At 65.2% G+C, this 18,461-nt stretch carries 16 protein-coding genes; 12 read left to right on the top strand and 4 right to left on the bottom strand.

What is annotated here, in order from left to right; genetic code table 11:
- Window positions 1-113: 113 nt before the first annotated feature.
- Both A3E1_RS0134125 and A3E1_RS45405 read left to right on the top strand, forming a co-directional pair.
- Window positions 114-1,778, top strand: a complete 1,665-nt coding sequence (locus A3E1_RS0134125; RefSeq protein ID WP_157631909.1) for a VanW family protein — start codon at window positions 114-116, stop codon at window positions 1,776-1,778.
- Window positions 1,775-2,251, top strand: coding sequence for a hypothetical protein (locus tag A3E1_RS45405; protein WP_020525321.1), 477 nt, complete (start codon window positions 1,775-1,777; stop codon window positions 2,249-2,251). The genes A3E1_RS0134125 and A3E1_RS45405 overlap by 4 nt, the downstream gene beginning before the upstream one ends.
- On the opposite strand, the gene A3E1_RS0134115 is transcribed toward A3E1_RS45405, so the two are convergent.
- Window positions 2,248-3,162, bottom strand: a complete 915-nt coding sequence (locus A3E1_RS0134115; protein WP_026209099.1) for a GNAT family N-acetyltransferase — start codon at window positions 3,160-3,162, stop codon at window positions 2,248-2,250. The two genes, A3E1_RS45405 and A3E1_RS0134115, sit on opposite strands and share 4 nt — an antisense overlap.
- Window positions 3,163-3,228: 66 nt before the next feature.
- Between A3E1_RS0134115 and fdxA the strand changes: the two genes are divergently transcribed.
- From fdxA to A3E1_RS0134095, 4 genes are read left to right on the top strand one after another with little or no spacing between them, the layout of a single operon-like run.
- The gene (gene fdxA, locus A3E1_RS0134110; protein ID WP_020525319.1) at window positions 3,229-3,555 is read left to right on the top strand and encodes a ferredoxin; all 327 of its coding nucleotides are present in this window, start codon (window positions 3,229-3,231) and stop codon (window positions 3,553-3,555) included.
- Window positions 3,513-4,628: a succinyldiaminopimelate transaminase gene (gene dapC / locus A3E1_RS0134105; RefSeq protein ID WP_407637407.1), complete on the top strand. Its 1,116-nt coding sequence runs from the start codon at window positions 3,513-3,515 to the stop codon at window positions 4,626-4,628. The genes fdxA and dapC overlap by 43 nt, the downstream gene beginning before the upstream one ends.
- Window positions 4,629-4,638: 10 nt before the next feature.
- Entirely contained in the window at window positions 4,639-5,841 is a 1,203-nt protein-coding gene (locus A3E1_RS0134100; protein ID WP_020525317.1) for an AAA family ATPase, read from the top strand.
- Complete coding sequence (locus A3E1_RS0134095; RefSeq protein ID WP_020525316.1) at window positions 5,838-6,557, top strand: HNH endonuclease; 720 nt, start codon at window positions 5,838-5,840, stop codon at window positions 6,555-6,557. The genes A3E1_RS0134100 and A3E1_RS0134095 overlap by 4 nt, the downstream gene beginning before the upstream one ends.
- A 139-nt stretch (window positions 6,558-6,696) precedes the next feature.
- On the opposite strand, the gene A3E1_RS0134090 is transcribed toward A3E1_RS0134095, so the two are convergent.
- Together A3E1_RS0134090 and A3E1_RS0134085 are read right to left on the bottom strand one after the other, a co-directional pair.
- The gene (locus A3E1_RS0134090) at window positions 6,697-7,647 is read right to left on the bottom strand and encodes a hypothetical protein (RefSeq protein WP_026209097.1); all 951 of its coding nucleotides are present in this window, start codon (window positions 7,645-7,647) and stop codon (window positions 6,697-6,699) included.
- Between the two features lie 44 nt (window positions 7,648-7,691).
- Window positions 7,692-8,612, bottom strand: a complete 921-nt coding sequence (locus A3E1_RS0134085) for a DapH/DapD/GlmU-related protein (protein WP_020525315.1) — start codon at window positions 8,610-8,612, stop codon at window positions 7,692-7,694.
- A gap of 18 nt (window positions 8,613-8,630) precedes the next feature.
- On the opposite strand from A3E1_RS0134085, the gene dapE reads away from it, so the two are divergent.
- A complete protein-coding gene (gene dapE / locus A3E1_RS0134080) occupies window positions 8,631-9,692 on the top strand; it encodes a succinyl-diaminopimelate desuccinylase (protein ID WP_020525314.1) in 1,062 nt (353 codons plus the stop codon).
- Here the strand turns inward: dapE and A3E1_RS47550 are convergent.
- The gene (locus tag A3E1_RS47550; protein ID WP_157631908.1) at window positions 9,669-9,809 is read right to left on the bottom strand and encodes a hypothetical protein; all 141 of its coding nucleotides are present in this window, start codon (window positions 9,807-9,809) and stop codon (window positions 9,669-9,671) included. The two genes, dapE and A3E1_RS47550, sit on opposite strands and share 24 nt — an antisense overlap.
- A 164-nt stretch (window positions 9,810-9,973) precedes the next feature.
- Here A3E1_RS47550 and A3E1_RS0134070 point away from each other — a divergent pair, with 164 nt between their 5' ends.
- The 5 genes from A3E1_RS0134070 (at window position 9,974) to A3E1_RS0134050 (ending at window position 18,313) form a co-directional block, all read left to right on the top strand.
- On the top strand, window positions 9,974-10,723 hold the full coding sequence (locus A3E1_RS0134070; RefSeq protein WP_020525313.1) for an LOG family protein: 750 nt from the start codon (window positions 9,974-9,976) through the stop codon (window positions 10,721-10,723).
- Entirely contained in the window at window positions 10,720-13,758 is a 3,039-nt protein-coding gene (locus A3E1_RS0134065) for an ATP-dependent helicase (RefSeq protein WP_020525312.1), read from the top strand. The genes A3E1_RS0134070 and A3E1_RS0134065 overlap by 4 nt, the downstream gene beginning before the upstream one ends.
- Window positions 13,755-16,973: an ATP-dependent helicase gene (locus tag A3E1_RS0134060; protein WP_020525311.1), complete on the top strand. Its 3,219-nt coding sequence runs from the start codon at window positions 13,755-13,757 to the stop codon at window positions 16,971-16,973. The genes A3E1_RS0134065 and A3E1_RS0134060 overlap by 4 nt, the downstream gene beginning before the upstream one ends.
- Window positions 16,974-17,009: 36 nt before the next feature.
- Window positions 17,010-17,138, top strand: a complete 129-nt coding sequence (locus A3E1_RS48885) for a hypothetical protein (protein ID WP_020525310.1) — start codon at window positions 17,010-17,012, stop codon at window positions 17,136-17,138.
- A gap of 80 nt (window positions 17,139-17,218) precedes the next feature.
- Complete coding sequence (locus tag A3E1_RS0134050) at window positions 17,219-18,313, top strand: S8 family serine peptidase (RefSeq protein ID WP_020525309.1); 1,095 nt, start codon at window positions 17,219-17,221, stop codon at window positions 18,311-18,313.
- The last annotated feature ends 148 nt before the right edge of the window (window positions 18,314-18,461 follow it).

Here is an 18,461-nt window from a genome sequence, read left to right as displayed (position 1 = left end):
GGGAGGAGGGGCGGGAGGAGGGCGGGAGGACGGCGGGAGGCGGTCATGATCGAGGCCACACCGGAGCGGCGCAAAATAGGCGTGTCCGATATATCCCGCTAACCTCGCTGATTATGGAACGGGCTAAGTGGATAGCGGTGGGTGTGGCGGGTGCCTTGGTGCTCGGCATGGTTGGCGCGGCGACGGTTTACGCGGTGGCGCCTGATATCCCACGTGAAGTTACCGTTCTCGGGATCAAGATCGGCGGCAAGAGCAAGGCTCAAGCGGGCACCGCGTTACGGCAGGGGCTGGCGGGACGCGCGGAGGAGTTGGCGCATCCGGTCACAGTCCGCATTGAGGGACGTGAGGCGACGATTCAGCCTCAGGACGTCGGCCTGGCCGTGGATGTGGACGCCACTGTGGAAAAGGCCGCGAAGCGCCGGGCTAACCCGTTCAAAGTGTTCGGCAAAACGGACATGCAGCCAGTGGTCAATGTGGATAGTGCCCGTTTGGTGAAGGCGTTGCAGCCCACGGCAGAAGGCTTGGGCACCCCGGCCACGCTGCCCGGGATCGTCTACGAAGGCTTGACCCCTAAGCCTACCTATCCCGTGACCGGCCACGGTCTGGAGCCCGCCTCGGCCGCGAAGGCGCTGACGGAGACCTGGCTGCGCAAGGAGACTGTCATCCCGATCGTGGACATCGTGCCGGAGAGTTCCAAAGAAGACGTTGACGCGATGGTGACCCAGCTGGCCGTGCCAGCCGTCGCGGCACCGGTTCTGGTGACCACGCCCAAGGGCGAATTCACGCTGACACCAGAAGGCATCGCGAGCAGTCTCGTCATCAACTCCGACGAGAAGGGCAAGCTGAGTCCGCACGTGGACGAGGCAAAACTGCGCGAGGCGCTTAAGGCCGATCTCGAGAAGATCGAGGTGCAGCCGAAGAACGCGACTGTCGGGGATGGACAGATCGTGGCCAGTCAGCCCGGTGAACTCGTGGACACGACGACGCTTGCCGAGGACTTGTTGCCAGTGCTGCCCAAAGCCACTGAGCGGACGCTCACGGCCACCATCAAGCCCACGGAACCCGCGACCACCACCGGGCACCTGTCGGAGCTGGGGATCAAGGAACAGGTCAGCACGTTCACTACCTACTTCACCGGCGGGCTCACGTCGCCGCGCAGCATCAACATCATCACGGGTGCTAACAAGATCGATGGTGCGATGGTGAAGCCCGGCGAAACGTTCTCCCTCAACGGTTTTACCGGACCACGGGGCTACGCCGAGGGGTACAAGGACGCTCCGATCATCATGAACGGCAAGCTGACCCCGGGCGTGGGCGGCGGCATGTCGCAGCTGACGACAACGCTCTACAACGCGGCCTATTACGCGGGTCTCGAAGACGTGGAGCACCACCCGCACAGCATCTACTTCTCGACCTATCCCAGCGTCGTGGAGTCCACGATCTTCTATCCGACACTGGACTTGCAGTTCAAGAACGACACTCCCTATGGCGTCCTCATCGACACGAGTTACACCAACGACTCCATCACGGTGAGCATGTGGTCGACGAAGGTCTATGACAGCGTCAAGACCGAGTGGAGCGAGAAGCGCAACTGGACGAGCCCCAAGCCGATCACTGTGCCTGACGGTCCGTCATGTATTGCCAGAAGCGGGAGTAGCGGTTTTACTCAGGACGCCTGGCGAATCATCCACAAAGACGGCCAAGAGGTTAAGCGGGAGAAGTTCACCTGGCGCTACGATGCTGAGCCAACCGTGATCTGTGGAGTACCCAAACGATGAAGGCATTACTGCTGAAGTGGCGGGAAGGGATCATCCTTACCCTGGTCCTCTTCGCGATCAATGTCGGCGGCCGGATCGCCGCCAAAGTGGTCAAAGCCGCGACCGAGGTCGAGCTCGAAAAGAAGCAATCCCTGCTGGGTTTCATCACCATGGGCGTGCTGTTTCTCGTGTTCTTCGGTGTGACGCTCGCGTGGGGCCGGAGCCGGTCGATCGCCAAAGTGGCCATGAGCGTTGGCTTCCCGGCGGCGGCGGCCTGTCTGCTCAACATGTTCATCTCGCCGCTGGTCGTTGGCGACAGCCCGTTTGACGCTGGCTGGGGAGCCTTCTTCGCCAACATCTGGATCCTGGGCGGACTGGCGATCGCGGGCGTGGGCCTGGGCTTGATCGCGCTGATCGCGTTCGGCGCTGACTACCGGGCCAAGCAGCTCAAGAACTTCGCTGAGCGGACTAAGGCCCAGCCCCGCCGCGTCTAGGGCTTGCTGTAACGCGTGTACCAGTGGTGTGGCTGAAAGCCCATCGAGTCATAGAGGGCCAGGGCGGCCGTGTTGTCGTCCTGGACCTGTAGGAAAGCTCGCCGTGCCCCGTTTTCGGCACCCCAGCGGGCCACCGCGCCCATGACCTCACGTGCCAGGCCACGGCGTCGTGCGGCGGGATCGGTCTCGACGAACGTGTAGCCAAGCCAGCCATTGGTGACCGTGCCGCGGGCCATCGCGACCACGTGCGAGCTCACTGAGTACCCCCCATAGGTCAAAAGGGGAACGGCGGACAGGACGTGGGCGGCGGAGGCCGGGAACCCACCGCGCCTGCCCTTGATCATCGAACGCATCTCGGGCGTCGGCTCGGTGTAGAAGGTGACGCCTTCGCCCGGCGGCGTGGCCGCCAATAGTGCTGGCATTTCGATGACCCGCACCAGGACGGTGCAGAGCGGCTTCCAGCCGTTGGTTTCCAGTGCTCTAGCGACTGGCCGCATGAGCGGCAACGGCACGTCGATCCAGGGCGGCAGGCCCCGCGAGGCGTAGAACTCTTCGACTTGGGCGAGTGCGGAAGAAAACGGCATTCCGGGATCGCCTAACGGCAGCACCGAGTTGGCCCGCCCGGTGAATCCCTCGGCGGCACGCAGAAGCCAGTCGCCGAGGTGTGCCGTATCTGGAGCTGGCATGGCCAAAGCGGCCGCCCGTTCCAGGCCCGCGACATCAGGCACCCGTTTAGCGCGATGAATCTCATCTAGCGGCACCCGAATCTCACCCCTTAGAGTCGCCACCGTCAGATAGCTTTCGGTGAGTTCGGTCAGCACGCCCAGGAGGTCGGTGAACTTGCTGCGACCATCAGCGAAAACCCGGCGCCTGACCACGACACGAGCGCCGAGATCGCTATTACCTAACACTGAGTACCACCCTCCCGCCCCGAGATATTAGGCTTGCAATCCTTAGCACGCGTGGAAGGAAGACCCGTGACATACATCATCGCCGAGCCCTGTGTGGATCTGCTGGACAAGGCCTGTATCGAGGAATGTCCGGTCGACTGCATCTATGAGGGCAACCGGATGCTCTACATCCACCCCGATGAGTGTGTGGACTGCGGGGCGTGTGAGCCGGTGTGCCCAGTCGAAGCCATTTTCTACGAGGACGATGTCCCGGAGAACTGGAAAGACTTCACTGACGCCAACTACCGCTTCTTCGACGACCTGGGCTCGCCCGGTGGTGCGTCGAAGGTCGGCAAGATCGATGCGGACGCATCCTTCGTCGCGGCTCTCCCGCCGAAGGAAACAGAGCACTGAGAAAGAGCGAGGGGCTCCCGGATTTCCCCTGGGATCTTCTGGAGCCCGCGAAGGCGAAGGCCGCGGCGCATCCGGGTGGCCTGATCGACCTGTCGATCGGGACGCCGGTTGACTCGGTCCCTGAGCTGATTCAGCGCGCCCTGGCGCAGACCACCAACACGCCCGGTTATCCGCTCACGATGGGCAGTGTCGCCCTGCGGGAGGCCATGCGGGCGTGGGTGGAGTCGCACTGCGACGCGCCGGGTGCGGGCGTCCTGCCGAGCATCGGCTCCAAGGAACTCGTGGCGTGGCTGCCGACCCTGCTGGGCGTCGGTCCAGGAGACACCGTCGTCATCCCGGAGATCGGCTATCCCACCTATGAGGTCGGGGTCCGGCTGGCCGGGGCGACACCTGTGCGCAGTGATTCGCTGACGGCGCTGGGACCCCAGCCGGTCAAGCTGATCTGGGTCAACTCGCCCTCCAACCCCACAGGACGCGTGCTGCCACCGGCTCACCTGCGCAAAGTCGTTGACTGGGCCCGTGAGCGAGGGACGGTGGTCGCGAGCGATGAGTGTTATCTCACGCTGCCGTGGACCGAGACCCCGGTCTCGATCCTGTCCGTTTGCGACGGTGACTACACCGGCGTGCTCGCGCTGCACTCGTTGTCGAAACGGTCCAACCTGGCGGGGTATCGCGCTGGGTTCGTGGCCGGCGATCCTGCGCTGGTCGGCGAGCTGCTGGCGGTACGTAAACACGCAGGCATGATCATGCCCGCTCCGGTGCAGGCCGCTATGGTCGCCGCGCTCGGCGACGAGTCCCATGTGGACGAACAGCGGGCCCGTTATGCCGCGCGACGCGAGATCCTCTTTGGTGCTCTGGAAAAAGCTGGCTTCACCGTGGACCATTCGGAAGCCGGGCTCTACCTGTGGGCGACGCGCGGGAAAGACTGCTGGGAAGAAGCCGACTGGTTCGCCTCGCACGGGATCTTGGTGTCGGCCGGATCGTTTTATGGACCGTCCGGGCAGCGGCACGTCCGCGTAGCATTGACCGTGACCACGGAACAGGCTTCGGAAGCAGCAGACCGGCTGGCTTAGGGGTGGGCGAATGTACGTCGCGAAAGTCAAGCTGGAGAACATCCGCGGCTTCCACGACGCACGCAAGGTCGACCTTGATCTAGCCCGGCCAGACGGCACGTATCCGGGGTGGACTGTCGTGACGGGACCGTCTGGATCGGGCCGTTCGACCTTCTTGCGGGCGCTCGCGCTGGCGATCGCTGGACCGTCCGTCGCTCCCGCGCTGTTGTCCGGATCAGCGGCCTGGGTGTCACACGGCAAGGATCAGGGCGGCATCGAGCTCGACCTGGTGTCCGCGCCCGACGATCCGTTCACGCGCGGTTTCGTGCCTCCAGAAGAGCACGTCTTCGCCGACCTGGTGCTGACGTCAGGCGGCATCTCCGCTGAAAGCAACGTGGGGCGCAACGGTCCGTGGCAGGACAACCCTTCCGGCTGGCTAGCGGTCGGCTATGGCGCGTTCCGGCGTCCGAGCGGCACCGCCGTGATGACCGGCCCGCGCTTGCAAGCCCGCCTGAGCGGACTGTTCCGCGACCAGACCGTGTTGCCCGAAGGAGTCCCGCAACCGTTGCGGGACACGGTGGTTTCGCTGCTTTCCGACGGGCTCTTGCCGGGCGACTTCACCTTCGAGGGTGATGCGCTCTATATGGACGGCCATCCCTTGCGCGAGCTGGGCGACGGTTTCCGGAGCACGGTTGGTCTCATCGTCGACCTGTTGCGGCACATACACGCGGCCTACGGGGCACCATCGCTTTCGGCGCCGGGCGTCGTGCTCATCGACGAGGTCGAAACACACCTGCATCTCGCGTGGCAACAGTGGATCGGTGGCTGGCTCAAGGAGCACTTCCCGGCGATTCAGTTCATCGTGACGACCAACAGTCCCTATGTGTGCCAGGCCGCCGACCCGCACGGGCTTGTGCTCCTGCCCGCCGCGCAAGAACAGGCACAGGCCCGGATCATTGACGGCGATCTGTACGATCGCATTGTCTTCGGCAGCGGTGACGATGCGGCATTGTCGGAACTGTTTGGATTGGACAGTCCCTACACTGCTAGCGCCCAGCGCCTGCGTCAGGAACTCGTCGACCTGGAGATCAAGGTGCTTGATGGCCTGGCCAATGAGGTGCAGCTCGCCCGCTATCGCGAGCTGCAAGAGCTGTTGGTGAGCTCGCCCGCGACCCGCGCGCTGGAAATCGCCGACCGGCTGCAAAAAGAGAAGGCCCGGCGCGGGCGAAAATGATCTACATACGACGGATTCCTCTGCCAGCCCCTCTGGCAGACGAACTCGCCATGCTCACGGGTGTGCTCGCCGCACAGGCTTCGGTCAAAGCACGCGACCTTTGGGGGCGGGCACGGCTGCCGCGACGGGGCATCCGCGACGTGCTCAACCGGATGGCACCCGGCCACCAGCGCTGCATGTATTGCGGCGACAGCGAAGGCACCAGTGTCGACCACTGGGAACCCATCTCCCGCAACCGCTTGCGCACCTTCGACTGGCTGAACCATCTGCTCGCGTGCTCGTATTGCAACAGCAGCCAGAAAGGCAGCCGGTTTCCCGTTGACGCTTCGGGTAACCCGTTGCTCATCGACCCCAGTGCTGAGGATCCGTTCGATCATTTGGCTTTGTCGCTGAGCCTCGGCGAGTACAGGCCGCGCACCGACAAGGGGACGTCGACGATCAGTGTGCTGGGGCTCAACCGGGCCGTCCTGGTGCTTGGCCGCCAGCAGGCGCGAACCGTTGCGGCGCAAGCACTCCGGGCGTGGTATGCGGCCTATCGCGTGGGAGATGGGCTAGAACAGCAAAGACACATCGCGACGGTACGCATGCAGCCGCTCGCCGACGTTCATCAGGCGATGCTGCGGTATGCCTTGGCGCCGGGAGCGGAGCATGTGTTCGCGGGCGAAACCGATCTGCTCGCCATCCTGCGCAACCCCGACCTGCGCGTCCTGCTCTAGCCCACAGCCCTCCGCCCGCCTCGTTTCGTGATCGACATCCCGGCTGCCCTTCCTTCTCGTGATCCACATCCCTTGAGACGTGATCAAAAGGCGGTTTGATCACATCTCAGCGGATGTGGATCACACTTAGGGCTGTGGATCAGTAGAGCGAAGCGTCATCCGACTGCGGCGCAGCCGGCCTGATAATTGGCGTGCCAGTTTCCCTTGCGGCATAAGGCCCGCCCGGCCTCTTCGCCGCAGTCCCGTGCGCAGCCGTCGTGAGCCCCGCGCTTCCAGCACCATCCGCACCCGACGGCAAACCGCTTGCCAGGACTGCGTTTGCGGCAGCGGCAGGAGTGGCAGCGGCCGGGTTTGCGGGCGCTGCGGTGGAAGCGGGCGTGCCGGCGGCGAAGAGGGCAGGGTTTCCGTGCGGGCCGGCAGCGGCTCCCGGTGTGCCGAGTGCTGGGAGGGAAGCGGGCGTGGCACGTGCGGGGACGGAAGCGGGCGGGGCGGTGTGTGGGGAGGCGGGGAAAGCAGGGGACGTGGGCGGGGCGGGTGGGATGCGGAGACGAGTGGCCAGGCGGGGGAAACGGCGGACGAAGGAGTGGAACGAGCGCCGCAGGAAGCTGGTCAGCCGCGGGAAGCGGCCGAGGACGCGGGACAGGATCCAGCCCGTCGGATATGTCGCTAGTCCAAACGTGATCGCTGGCAGGATGGACACAGCCAAGGCGATCAAGCCCACGAACCAAGCGTCGCGCAATGGTGTGCCGGTGAGGGACGCCCACGCGGCGGATCCGGCGAAGGTGAGCAGCAGCAGGAGCGCGAGCGCCACCAACGGGGCAGCGGGCCAGAATGTCCGCCGGGCGGTCAGCTCACCGATCAAGATCGCTGGGAACAGGACGAACGTCACCATGACGAGCGCGAACAGGAACATCGCAACTACGCCGAGGACAAGCAGGATCAAGACGCCGAACGCTTCGCCGGTCACGACACCGGCGACTAAGGCGTATAGGCCGAGGATGACGGCCGCTTCGGCGAGGTAGACCACGCCAGCCGCGGCCGCTCCTGCGAGGTAGCGCGCTGTGTGCCCAAGTCCGCTCAGGAGTTTCACGCGCGCCAGTCTGCCAGGGAAATGCGCAGAAATGGTGAGGGTGTTTAGTCGTTCGCGTGCAAGGCCGCGTTGAGGGTGATGCCCTTGCCGGTCCGTGGGCGGGCCTCTAATGCCCCGGTGACGGAGTTACGTAAGAACAGCACGTTGGACGCCCCGGATAGGTCGCGTGCCTTGACGATTTCGCCGGTCTCGGTCAGCAGCACCTTGGAGCCTGAGGTGATGTAACACCCGGCTTCCACGACACAGTCGTCGCCAAGCGCGATGCCGATGCCGGCGTTGGCGCCGACGAGGCTGCGCTCGCCCACGGAGATGACGATCTGCCCGCCGCCTGACAACGTGCCCATGATGGAAGCTCCGGCACCGATGTCAGATCCTTCGCCCACAACGACTCCGGACGAGATGCTGCCTTCCACCATCGATGTACCCAACGTGCCGGCGTTGAAGTTGACGAAGCCCTTCTGCATGACCGTCGTGCCGGTAGCCAAGTGAGCACCAAGGCGCACCCGGTCGGCATCGGCGATGCGAACCCCTGACGGGACAACGTAATCGGTCATGCGCGGGAACTTGTCCACACCGTAGACAGCCAAGTGCCGCCCAGCGGACCGTTGCAGCAACCGCAACTCGTCGACCCGCTCGGGTGGGCACGGGCCAGCACTGGTCCAGGCAACGTTAGTCAGCAGGCCAAAGATGCCGTCAAGGTTGGCTTCATGTGGCTTGATCAGCCGGTTTGACAACAGGTGCAGGCGCAGCCACGCGTCGGCGGTGTTCGCCGGGGGCTCCGCCAGTGAGCTGATTACCGTCGTCACCTGCTCGGTCCGCAGACCTTCCAACGGCAGCGTCGCCGTCTTGAGGATGGGTGCGGGCGTGGCCTCACCGAGGCCGAGGTGCGGATACCAGACGTCCAGTGTCTGGCTATCGGTGATGGTAGCGAGGCCATGGCCCCAGGCAGGCTGGTCAAGACGCATGCCAGCTAGGTTATCGGCATGCTGACTGACGCTGTGCTTGCGGATCCGGTGGCGCTGACCCGGGCCTTGGTCGATATCGAGTCGGTTTCAGGCAACGAGCAGGAAATCGCCGACGTCACGCAAGAGGCGCTGAGCAAGCGCGGTCATCTTGAGGTGGAGCGGATCGGCAACACGGTCATCGCCCGGACGCACTTGGGCCGCCAGCAACGGGTCGTTTTAGCTGGTCACCTTGACACCGTCCCGCTCGCTGACAACTTTCCGTCCACAGTGGACGACACGCGCATCTGGGGTTGCGGCACTTCTGACATGAAGAGCGGGACCGCGCTGGCGTTGCATCTCGCGGCGACGGTCAGCGAGCCGCGTCACGACGTGACCTACTTCTTCTATGACTGCGAGGAAGTTGAGGCGGCTCGTAACGGCCTCAACAAGATCGCGGCAACCCGTCCTGAGCTGCTGCAGGCCGGGCTTGCGATCCTCCTAGAACCGACCGGCGGCCTGGTTGAGGCGGGATGCCAGGGCACCATGCGGGCACGTGTCACGCTGACCGGCCGCAGGGCTCACTCGGCCAGATCTTGGCTGGGCGATAACGCGATTCACGCCGCTGGTGCCGTCTTGAGCAGGCTCAAGGAGTACACCCCAAGGGATGTTGAAATCGATGGGTGCACCTATCGCGAAGGTCTTAACGCGGTGCGTATCAACGGGGGGATCGCCGGAAACGTCATTCCGGATCACTGCACGATCGAAGTGAACTTCCGGTTCGCGCCGGATCGCAGTGAGGCACAGGCTGAGGCGCACATCCGCGAGGTGCTCGACGGGTGTGAGATCGAGATCACCGACTCGGCGCCGGGCGCACTACCCGGCCTGGAATCCATTGCCGCGCAGGACTTCCTGGCGGCCGTGGGCGAACCTCCGCGTGCGAAGTTTGGCTGGACCGACGTGGCACGTTTCGCGGCACTGGGCATTCCTGCCGTGAACTTTGGCCCTGGCGAGCCGAACTTGGCGCACACCAAGGAGGAACACGTGGAGATCAGCCTGATCGAATCCGGGGCTGACGTGCTAAGACGTTGGCTGGTCGGCTGAGGAGACCTCAGCCTCGGCAAGGGCCGTGGCGACAGCAATGCGCCGGGCAGTGATGACAGCACGGATGCGCTGCCGCATGACCTGCCGTTGCCGGTAAAGATCCGAGCGGGTGTTCATTGGTGATCGCCTCCTCCGCCAGTTGCGCTGCATACCGGGTATTTGGTTGGTAAGACGCCTGAGCCTGCCGCAAGGTTGCGCTTCGCGCATGTGAATTAGCTGAGTGCGGCTAGATACCCAGGTTGTTGCCGGGCCAAACGATTGAACGGGGCTAAGGTGATGGCGTGACTGAACGCGATCACAAGCCTGAACGGCATCGTGGGCCGGTGACGTTGCGGCGCGAGGCGGCCTCTGCCTCCGGCACCGCTGATCAGGCGTTACTTGATTCCGCCGGCCGTCCGGATTGGAAAGTTCGCGACGCTTGGCGTACGTTGCGGATCCTCAGCGAGTTCGTCGAAGGCTTCGACACCCTCAGTGATCTTCCCCCTGCGGTCAGTGTGTTCGGCTCGGCTCGCAGTAAAGCCGGGTCACCAGAATGTGAGATGGCGCAAGCTCTCGGGGGTGCGCTCGCGAGAGCGGGATATGCCGTCATCACGGGTGGCGGGCCCGGTGTCATGGAAGCGGCCAACCGTGGGTGCACCGAAGCGGGTGGACTGTCGGTGGGCCTGGGCATCGAGTTGCCGTTTGAGCAGGGCATCAACGAGTGGGTTGATGTCGGCATCGACTTTCGCTATTTCTTCGCCCGCAAGACGATGTTCGTCAAATACGCCCAGGCATTCGTGGTGCTGCCCGGTGGGTTCGGGACCATGGACGAGCTGTTTGAGGCGATGACGCTCGTCCAGACCGGCAAGGTGACCCGGTTCCCCGTCGTGCTGATGGGCGTGGACTATTGGAGTGGCCTGCTGGACTGGATCCGGGGTGTCATGCTCAAGCAGGGGATGATTTCCGAAGTGGACCTAGACATCTTGCTGGTGACCGATGACATCGAAGAAGCTGTGCAACACATCGTTGAGGCTGACCGGCTAACGAAATGACACGCCGGTGGACGCTGGTCCGCACCGCCGGGCCGGACAGGGCGCCGCTCACCCTGGATGACGAGCAAGAGCGGGTCGCGGCGCACACGCGTGGCCCGCTGCTGGTCCGGGGTGCGGCAGGCACCGGTAAGACGTCCACTTTGGTGCACGCTGTCACCCGCCGCATCGCCGAAGGCACCGATCCGCAGCGGATTCTGGTCCTGACGTTCAGCCGCCGGGGCGCCGACTCCTTGAGGCAGGAGATTGAAGGGCTGATCGGCGGCCAAGCCAGTTCCGAGCCGGTCGTGCGGACTTTCCCGGCCTACGCCTATGGCCTGCTCAGGCGAAGCTCGGTGCTCCTGGGCGAACCGCCACCACGGCTGCTTTCAGCGCCCGAGCAAGACTTGATGATTCGCGAGCTTCTCGCCGGCGGGCCTGCCGCCAAGTGGCCGGAGGCGCTGCAGCCGGCCCTGGAGACGAGGGCGTTCGCCGAACAGCTGCGCGACTTGCTGCTGCGGGCGGCGGAGCGAGGCGTCGGGCCGAACGATCCGCTATGGCGTCACCGCGAGGACTGGATCGCGGCGTCGCGCTTTCTGAATGAGTACCAGGAAACGATGGCGCTGCGCGACGCGTCGACGCGTGGCTCGATCGGCTATGACCCGGCCGAGCTGGTTCGTGCGGCCGTGCATTTGCTTGACGCTGAACCGTCCGTTTTGGAGCACGAGCGGGCTCAGATCGACTTCCTGTATGTCGATGAGCTGGCCGACACTGACCCGGCGCAGATCGAGTTGCTGAAGCGGATCGCCTATGGCAAGCCGCTCATAGCGTTTGGCGATCCCAACTCATCCGTTTTCGCGTTCCGGGGCGCTGACCCCACGATCGTGCGCACGTTCGCGGATCAGTTCCCGGGAGCGCAACAGACCGCGCTCACCACCAGACACCGCGGCGACGCCGTCACCGAGACGTTTGCTCTGCGGACGCGCGCGAGCGAGGCAGCCTATGTGGCGCAACGCCTGCGGCAAGCACACTTGGCCGACGGTGTGCCCTGGTCACGGATGGCTGTGATCATGCGTGCGGCAAGCCATCAACTATCCACTTACGAACGTGCGCTGCGGCAGGCCGGAGTGCCTGCCGTCATCCACGCGGAAGACTTTCCCGTGCACCAGCAACCGGCGGTCAAGCCGTTCCTGCTGTTGCTGCGCTGCGCGCTTTACCCAGACCAGCTGACGGAAGAAACCGCGATAACACTGCTGCACTCGCCGCTCGGGGGCATTGACCCGTTGGGGGAGCGGCGGTTGCGGCAAGGGTTGCGGGCGCTGGCCGGGCCGGAACACGCCAGTGGCGATCTTATCGTCGACGCGCTGAAAGACCCCACTGAACTCGTCGCCCTCGACCGGCGCTGGGCCGCCCCTGCGGTGCACGTCGCGGGTCTTCTTAAAACAGCTCGCGAAACCGTTGGTACGGCAGAAGAAGTCCTGTGGGCGGTCTGGCGCCAAAGCGGACTGGCTGACAAGTGGACGGGCTTGGCGACTAAGCCCGCGATCGGCCCCGATCAGCAACGGCGAGCCGAAGCGGCCGACCGTGACCTTGACGCCATCATGGTGCTCTTCGATGCCGCGGCACGGTTCACCGACCGGCTTCCCGGCGCCCGGATCGAAACGTTCCTCGACCACGTGCTCGGTGAAGAGCTGCCCTTCGACTCGCGGGCAAGGCGAGGGGAGCGCGGCGAAGCGGTCCGTTTGCTGACGGCCCATGCCGCTAAAGGGCTTGAGTGGGATTTCGTTGTCGTCGCTGGCGTTCAGGAAGGCATTTGGCCCGACCTGCGGTTGCGCGGCAGTTTGCTCGGCTCGGAACAACTCGTCGACGAGGTGTCGCAGCGGGCCAATCCCAACCAAGCAGCGCAACGGATCGCGCAGACGACCGCGCTGTTGCGTGAGGAGCGGAGGCTTTTCCACGTCGCGGTAACCCGTGCGCGGCAACGTGTTCTGATCACTGCCGTGGATTCGGGTGCGGTCGGTGGGGCCGATGGCGAAGACCGGCCGAGCCGTTTCCTGCATGAGCTGACCGAAGTGGACGATGGCGAACTGTCGCTGACGCGCCCGCAACGGCCGATGACGCTGGCTGGCCTTGTCGCTGAGCTAAGGGTGGCGGCTGTGGCCGGCGATGAGGACGCCGTCGCCGAGCTGGCCCGGCTCGCGCAAGAGCGGGTGCCCGGCGCGCATCCTACGCAATGGTGGGGTCTGCCGGAGCTGTCCGACGACCGCCCGTTGCGTGGCGCCGACGAAAAAGAGCCGGTACGCGTGACACCGTCCACAATGGAGAGTGCACTGCGCTGCGGTCTGCGGTGGCTGCTCGAAAAGCATGGCGGCTCCGCACCGTCGACGGCCGCTCAAGGCGTGGGCAATCTCGTTCACGCGGCGGCGATGCTCGCCGACGAGGCATCGAAAGATCCCACCGCGCTGGTGGAATATGTGGCCGCGCGGTTCGACGCGATCGAACTGGCCGCCCGGTGGCTCACCGGGCGGGAACGCGAGCGGGCCGATCAGATGATCGCGAAGCTGACCCGCTGGCTCGCCGAAAACCCGCGCCGCCTGGTCGATATCGAGCGCGAGTTCAGTGTGCGCCTTGACGCCACGCCGCCGATCGAGCTGACGGGACGGGTGGACCGGCTTGAAGTCGACGAGTTCGGCAACCTCGTCGTTATCGACCTGAAGACGGGAAAGACCACCACCGCCGCGGCTTCAGAGCTGCCTGAGCACCCGCAACTCGGGGCTTATCAGGTCGCCGTGGAAGAAGGCGCGTTTGACGAGGGTGACGTCAGCGGCGGAGCCGCATTGGTCCAATTAGGAACGACGCACAAGGACGCCAAGGAGCAGTCGCAGATTCCGTTGCGGCAAGCAGAGGATCCGCGCTGGGCACACGAGATGGTTTACCGCACCGCGGACACCATGGCCGCCTCAACCTTTGCCGCCAAAGCGAATGACTCGTGCCGCGTGTGTCCCGTCAAGTCGAGCTGTCCCGTGTCGGGCAAGGGCCGCCAGGTGGTGGAGCCGTGAGCGTTGTCGCCGAAGGCCCCCGCTGGACTCCGGCGGAGCTGGCCGCGAAGCTGAAGCTGCATCCACCGACACCGGAACAGGCGGCCGTGATCGCCGCTCCCGTGGAGCCGGTGCTCGTCGTCGCCGGAGCGGGTTCGGGCAAGACGGAAACGATGGCGGCACGCGTGCTATGGCTTGTCGCCAACGGTTACGTGCAACCGGAACACGTGCTGGGCTTGACGTTCACGCGAAAGGCGGCGGGCGAGCTGGCCCACCGCGTGCGTGTCCGGTTAGGACAGTTGCGCCGTCACATCGGCGAGATCGACGGTGAGCCAACGATCGCGACGTATCACTCCTTCGGTGCGCGTATCGTCACCGAACACGGTCTGCGGTCAGGGTTTGAGCCGAGCTCACGGTTGCTTACCGAAGCGTCTTGCTGGCAGCTCGCCGACGAAGTGGTGCGCAGCTATGACGGCGACATGACACAGGTCGATTCGGCTCCCTCGACCGTCGCCGCCGCGATCCTCGCCCTCGCCGGCGAAATGGCCGAACACCTTGTCTCCGCTGATGAACTGGCCGCCTGGACGGGCCGCTTCCATCACACGGTCAGTGCCAAGCCGGGCAAGATGATGGCCGATGTGGTCAAGCTGCTCGGCCGGCAGCGGGCCCGCCTTCAGTTGCTGCCTTTGGTCCGTGGGTATTCCGAAAGGAAGCTCGCCTTAGAAGCCATGGACTTTGGCGACCAGATGTCGCGGGCCGCCCGCGTGGCACGAGACCATCCCGAAGTTGGTGCCGCCGAACGGGACCGCTTCCGAGTCGTGCTGCTCGACGAATATCAGGACACGAGCCACGCCCAAGTGGTGTTGCTGCGCGCCCTGTTCGGCGAAGGTCATCCCGTGACCGCGGTTGGCGACCCGTGTCAGTCCATCTACGGCTGGCGTGGCGCTTCCGCGGGCACCCTCGAACGTTTCCCCACCGAGTTCCCAGCTATCCGCAATGTGCCCACCTCCCTTGCGGAGGGGAAAAGTAAGGGCAAGTTGCGGCGGGTGGAGACGCCAGCGTTGCGGCTGTCGCTGAGCCGGAGTTTCCGCAACCGGGCGGAGATCCTGGCGGTGGCCAACGCGGTCAGTGCCCCGCTGCGGGACATGTCCGTGGTCGCGCTCACGTCAGGCAGCGAAGATCCGGCCATCGTCCAATGTGGACTTTTGGAGACCTATCTCGACGAGGCCGAGTGGATCGCCGACAACATCGTCACGGCTTGGCGGTCGCACGCGAAGGTGGCTGACGATCAGCATCCGGCGCATATTCCGCTCACGCGGCGGCCAACGTCAGCCGTGCTCGTCCGGCTCCGGTCGCAGATCGGGCCGATCGAAACCGCTTTGCGTGCCAGGGGTTTGCCGGTTGAAGTCGTCGGGCTCGGGGGACTGCTCGACACTCCTGAAGTTCGTGACGTGGTGTGCACCCTGCGCGCCCTGGCCGACCCGTCCGACGGGGCGAGCCTGATCCGGTTGCTCACGGGATCGCGCTGGCGGCTCGGGCCACGTGACCTCGTCGCCCTGCACCGCAGGTCCCGCGAGCTAGCCCGCGAGCGCCGGACAGAAATAGAACCAGCCATGGCGGACCGTCTCGATGAGGCGGCGCTGAGCGAGGCACTGGACAACCTGGGGTCCGCTGAGAACTACTCCGCTGAAGGGTTCGCACGGCTCACGGCGTACGCGCGAGAAATGAACTTGTTGCGGCAGCGCCTGGACCAGCCCCTAAGCGATCTCATCGCGGACATCTCCCGGACCATCGGCCTGGACGTGGAGGTGGCCGTGCGTGCCGCGGCCCAAGCTGGCGACGCGGGGCTGGCGCGGGCGCACCTCGACACGCTGACGGAGGTCGGCTACCGGTTCGGCGTGGAAACCGATGGCGCGCCGCTGTCGGCGTTTCTGTCCTATCTGGCCGCCGCCGAGAACGAAGAGCGTGGCCTGGCTCCGGGTGAGGTCGACGTCGCCGAGGGAGCGGTGCAGATCCTGACCGCGCACGCGGCCAAGGGTCTGGAGTGGGATGTGGTGGCCGTGGCCGGGCTTTCAAAAGGCGTGTGGCCGGGACGCACCCAGGGCTCGGACCACTACCTGATGGGCTTGGGCGTCTTGCCGTTTCCGTTGCGTGGCGACCGATCCGGGCTCCCTGTCCTCAACATCGAAGGGCACGACCAGAAGGCTCTTGGCGCGGCCTACAAGGACTTTGAGGAAGCGTGGCGTGAACACGATCAGCGCGAGGAGCGGCGGCTGGCTTATGTCGCGGTGACGCGGCCGCGCAGCTGGCTGTTTGCCTCGGGTTACTGGTGGGGCGATGGGGTCAAGAGGCCACGTGGTGCCTCACCGTTGCTTGAGGAGATCGCCGCGGTTTGTGAGCAGGGCCAGGGATACCTCAGCGTATGGACACCGCCGCCACCCGAGGACGCGGTCAACCCGGCCAGTGCTCCGGCCGAGATCGTATGGCCGTTCGACCCGCTGGGCGACCGGCGACCGGCGGTAACCCTTGCCGCGCAACGGGTTCTGGCGGCGACTCCCCGGCAGACTAAGTGGACACGCGAAGCCGATCTGCTGCTAGCCGAGCGAGCCGAGCAAGCACGGCTAGCGGCGACAACGGAGGTTCCGTTGCCCGGGCACCTATCGGTGTCGCAGCTAGTGACGTTGCGCAAGGACCCGGTCGCGCTCGCCAGCTCGCTGCGCCGTCCCCTTCCGCAAGCTCCAGATCCTTATGCCAGAAGGGGAACGGCGTTTCACCGCTGGCTTGAAGAGCGCTATGGCGCGGCCACGTTGTTCGACCTAGACGAGTTCGGTGACGTTGATGAAGCCCCCGACGATCAGCTCACCGCCCTGAAAGCCGCTTTTGAGGAGAGCGCCTGGGCTGACCGTGTGCCGGTCGCGGTGGAGACACCGTTCGTCGTGAACTTGGGTGGCGTGGTTGTCAGAGGCCGGATGGATGCCGTTTTCGCCTCGGGCGACGGGTTTGAGGTCGTGGACTGGAAAACCGGGCAGGTGCCCAGCGGTGCCGCGGCGAACGCGGCCGCCATCCAGCTCGCCGCCTATCGGCTGGCGTGGGCGTCGTTAAAGGACATTCCGGTGGAATTGGTTAGCGCGGCCTTCCACTATGTGCGGCAAAATGTCACCGTTCGGCCGGCCGACCTGCTCTCGGCGGAGGAACTGTCTGCCCTGATTACCGAGCTGCCCTCGTCGGGTAATTGATTGCGCTAACCCGCTAGGCCAGGCAAGGTCGGCGCCATGATGCGGGAACTCGGGATGGTTTGCCTGGTGGCGCTAATCGCGCTGATCGCAGGCGCTGCCATCGTGCTTGCCCCGTGGCATCCGGCCGAAGCGGCCGCCGTCATCGAATTGCTTCCCCCACGGTGACGCCGCGGGCCGCGGCAGCGCGTGAAATCGTCTCACCTCCTCTTTGCGTCGCAAGCCGCAACTCGGGGTATGTTCCCTCCGTGCGCGTATTGGCCGCAGTACTCCTCACTGCCCTGCTCGCCGGCAGCCCCAGCGCGGCTGCCGCCGCTGAGCCGGATGTGATCCGCCTGTCCCAATGGCAGATCAACAGCCTCGGTCTGACCGAGGTGCACAAAAAGTCGACCGGTAAAGGGATGACCGTCGCCGTGGTCGATTCCGGTGTGGACACCTCACACCCGGATCTGACCGGCCAGGTGCTGCCGGGCGGCCCTGAAACGCCAGCTAGCGATGTGGACGGGCGCGGAACGGCGCTGGCCGGGCTGATCGCCGGGCACGGGCACACGTCCGGCTCGGGTGGCACTGACGCGGGCATTCTCGGTGTCGCGCCCGGAGTCAAGATCCTGCCGATCGCTTACGCCCCGGCCTTTGGTGAGAGCGGTGGCGACCCGGATCGGCTGGCCACCGGCATTGAGCTGGCCGTGAGCCGTGGTGCCAACATCATCTGCGTCGCGCGGGCGAGCGTGCCCAGTGAGCGGCTCCAGTTCGCGATCGAGATCGCCGTGCTCAAGGGCGTGCTCGTGGTCACGGCGGATGCCAGCCCGTGGCCCGCGTCTTATCCAGGAGTGCTGACCGCCATCCCGGTCGACAGCACCGGCCAAACGCGCACTGTTTCTTCAAGCGGGCGGACAACCGGCATCGCGGTACCGGGTGAAGGCCTGATGGCTCCACATCCGCTAGGCGGCTACCGCCAGGCTGATGGCCCGGCAGCGGCAGCGGCTGTGCTAGCCGGGGTAGCAGCGGTGGTGTGGTCGAACTTCCCGGAACTCAAGGCGGATCAGGTCGTTCAGCTGCTGCGCCGTTCTGCCACCGATGCCGGAGCGTCCGGTCCGGATGTCCAATTCGGAGCGGGCAAGGCTGACATCAGCAACGCGATAAAGGTTGGTTCCGCGAGCCCGGCTCCGACGGCAAAGCCCACGGCCAAGGGCTCCGAATCCCCCCAGGCTCCCGCGGCCAAGGGGACCGCCAACCCGCTCGTGCACAGCGACGACTGGCGGCGCTGGCTGGTCATCCTCCCGATAGCGTTGTTCTTCGGTGGGTTCGCCTTCTGGTCCTACCGGCGGTCTCGCCGGAGCTAATCCGATCGCCTACCTTGCCGATAGGAATTACCGGGTTTAGGGTGGGTTCATGAGCGAGGGCTTGCCCGAGCGAATCGGGATTGCAGTGCGACTTGGGCTCCTGCGGCGAACGCGACCGGAGGGAGTGTTCGGCGTGGGCGAGGGCTTG

This window comes from Catelliglobosispora koreensis DSM 44566 (assembly GCF_000379685.1).
GTDB classification, from domain to species: domain Bacteria; phylum Actinomycetota; class Actinomycetes; order Mycobacteriales; family Micromonosporaceae; genus Catelliglobosispora; species Catelliglobosispora koreensis.
The sequence above is the reverse complement of the archived record's forward strand: the minus strand, read 5'-3'. Positions and strand labels throughout refer to the sequence as shown.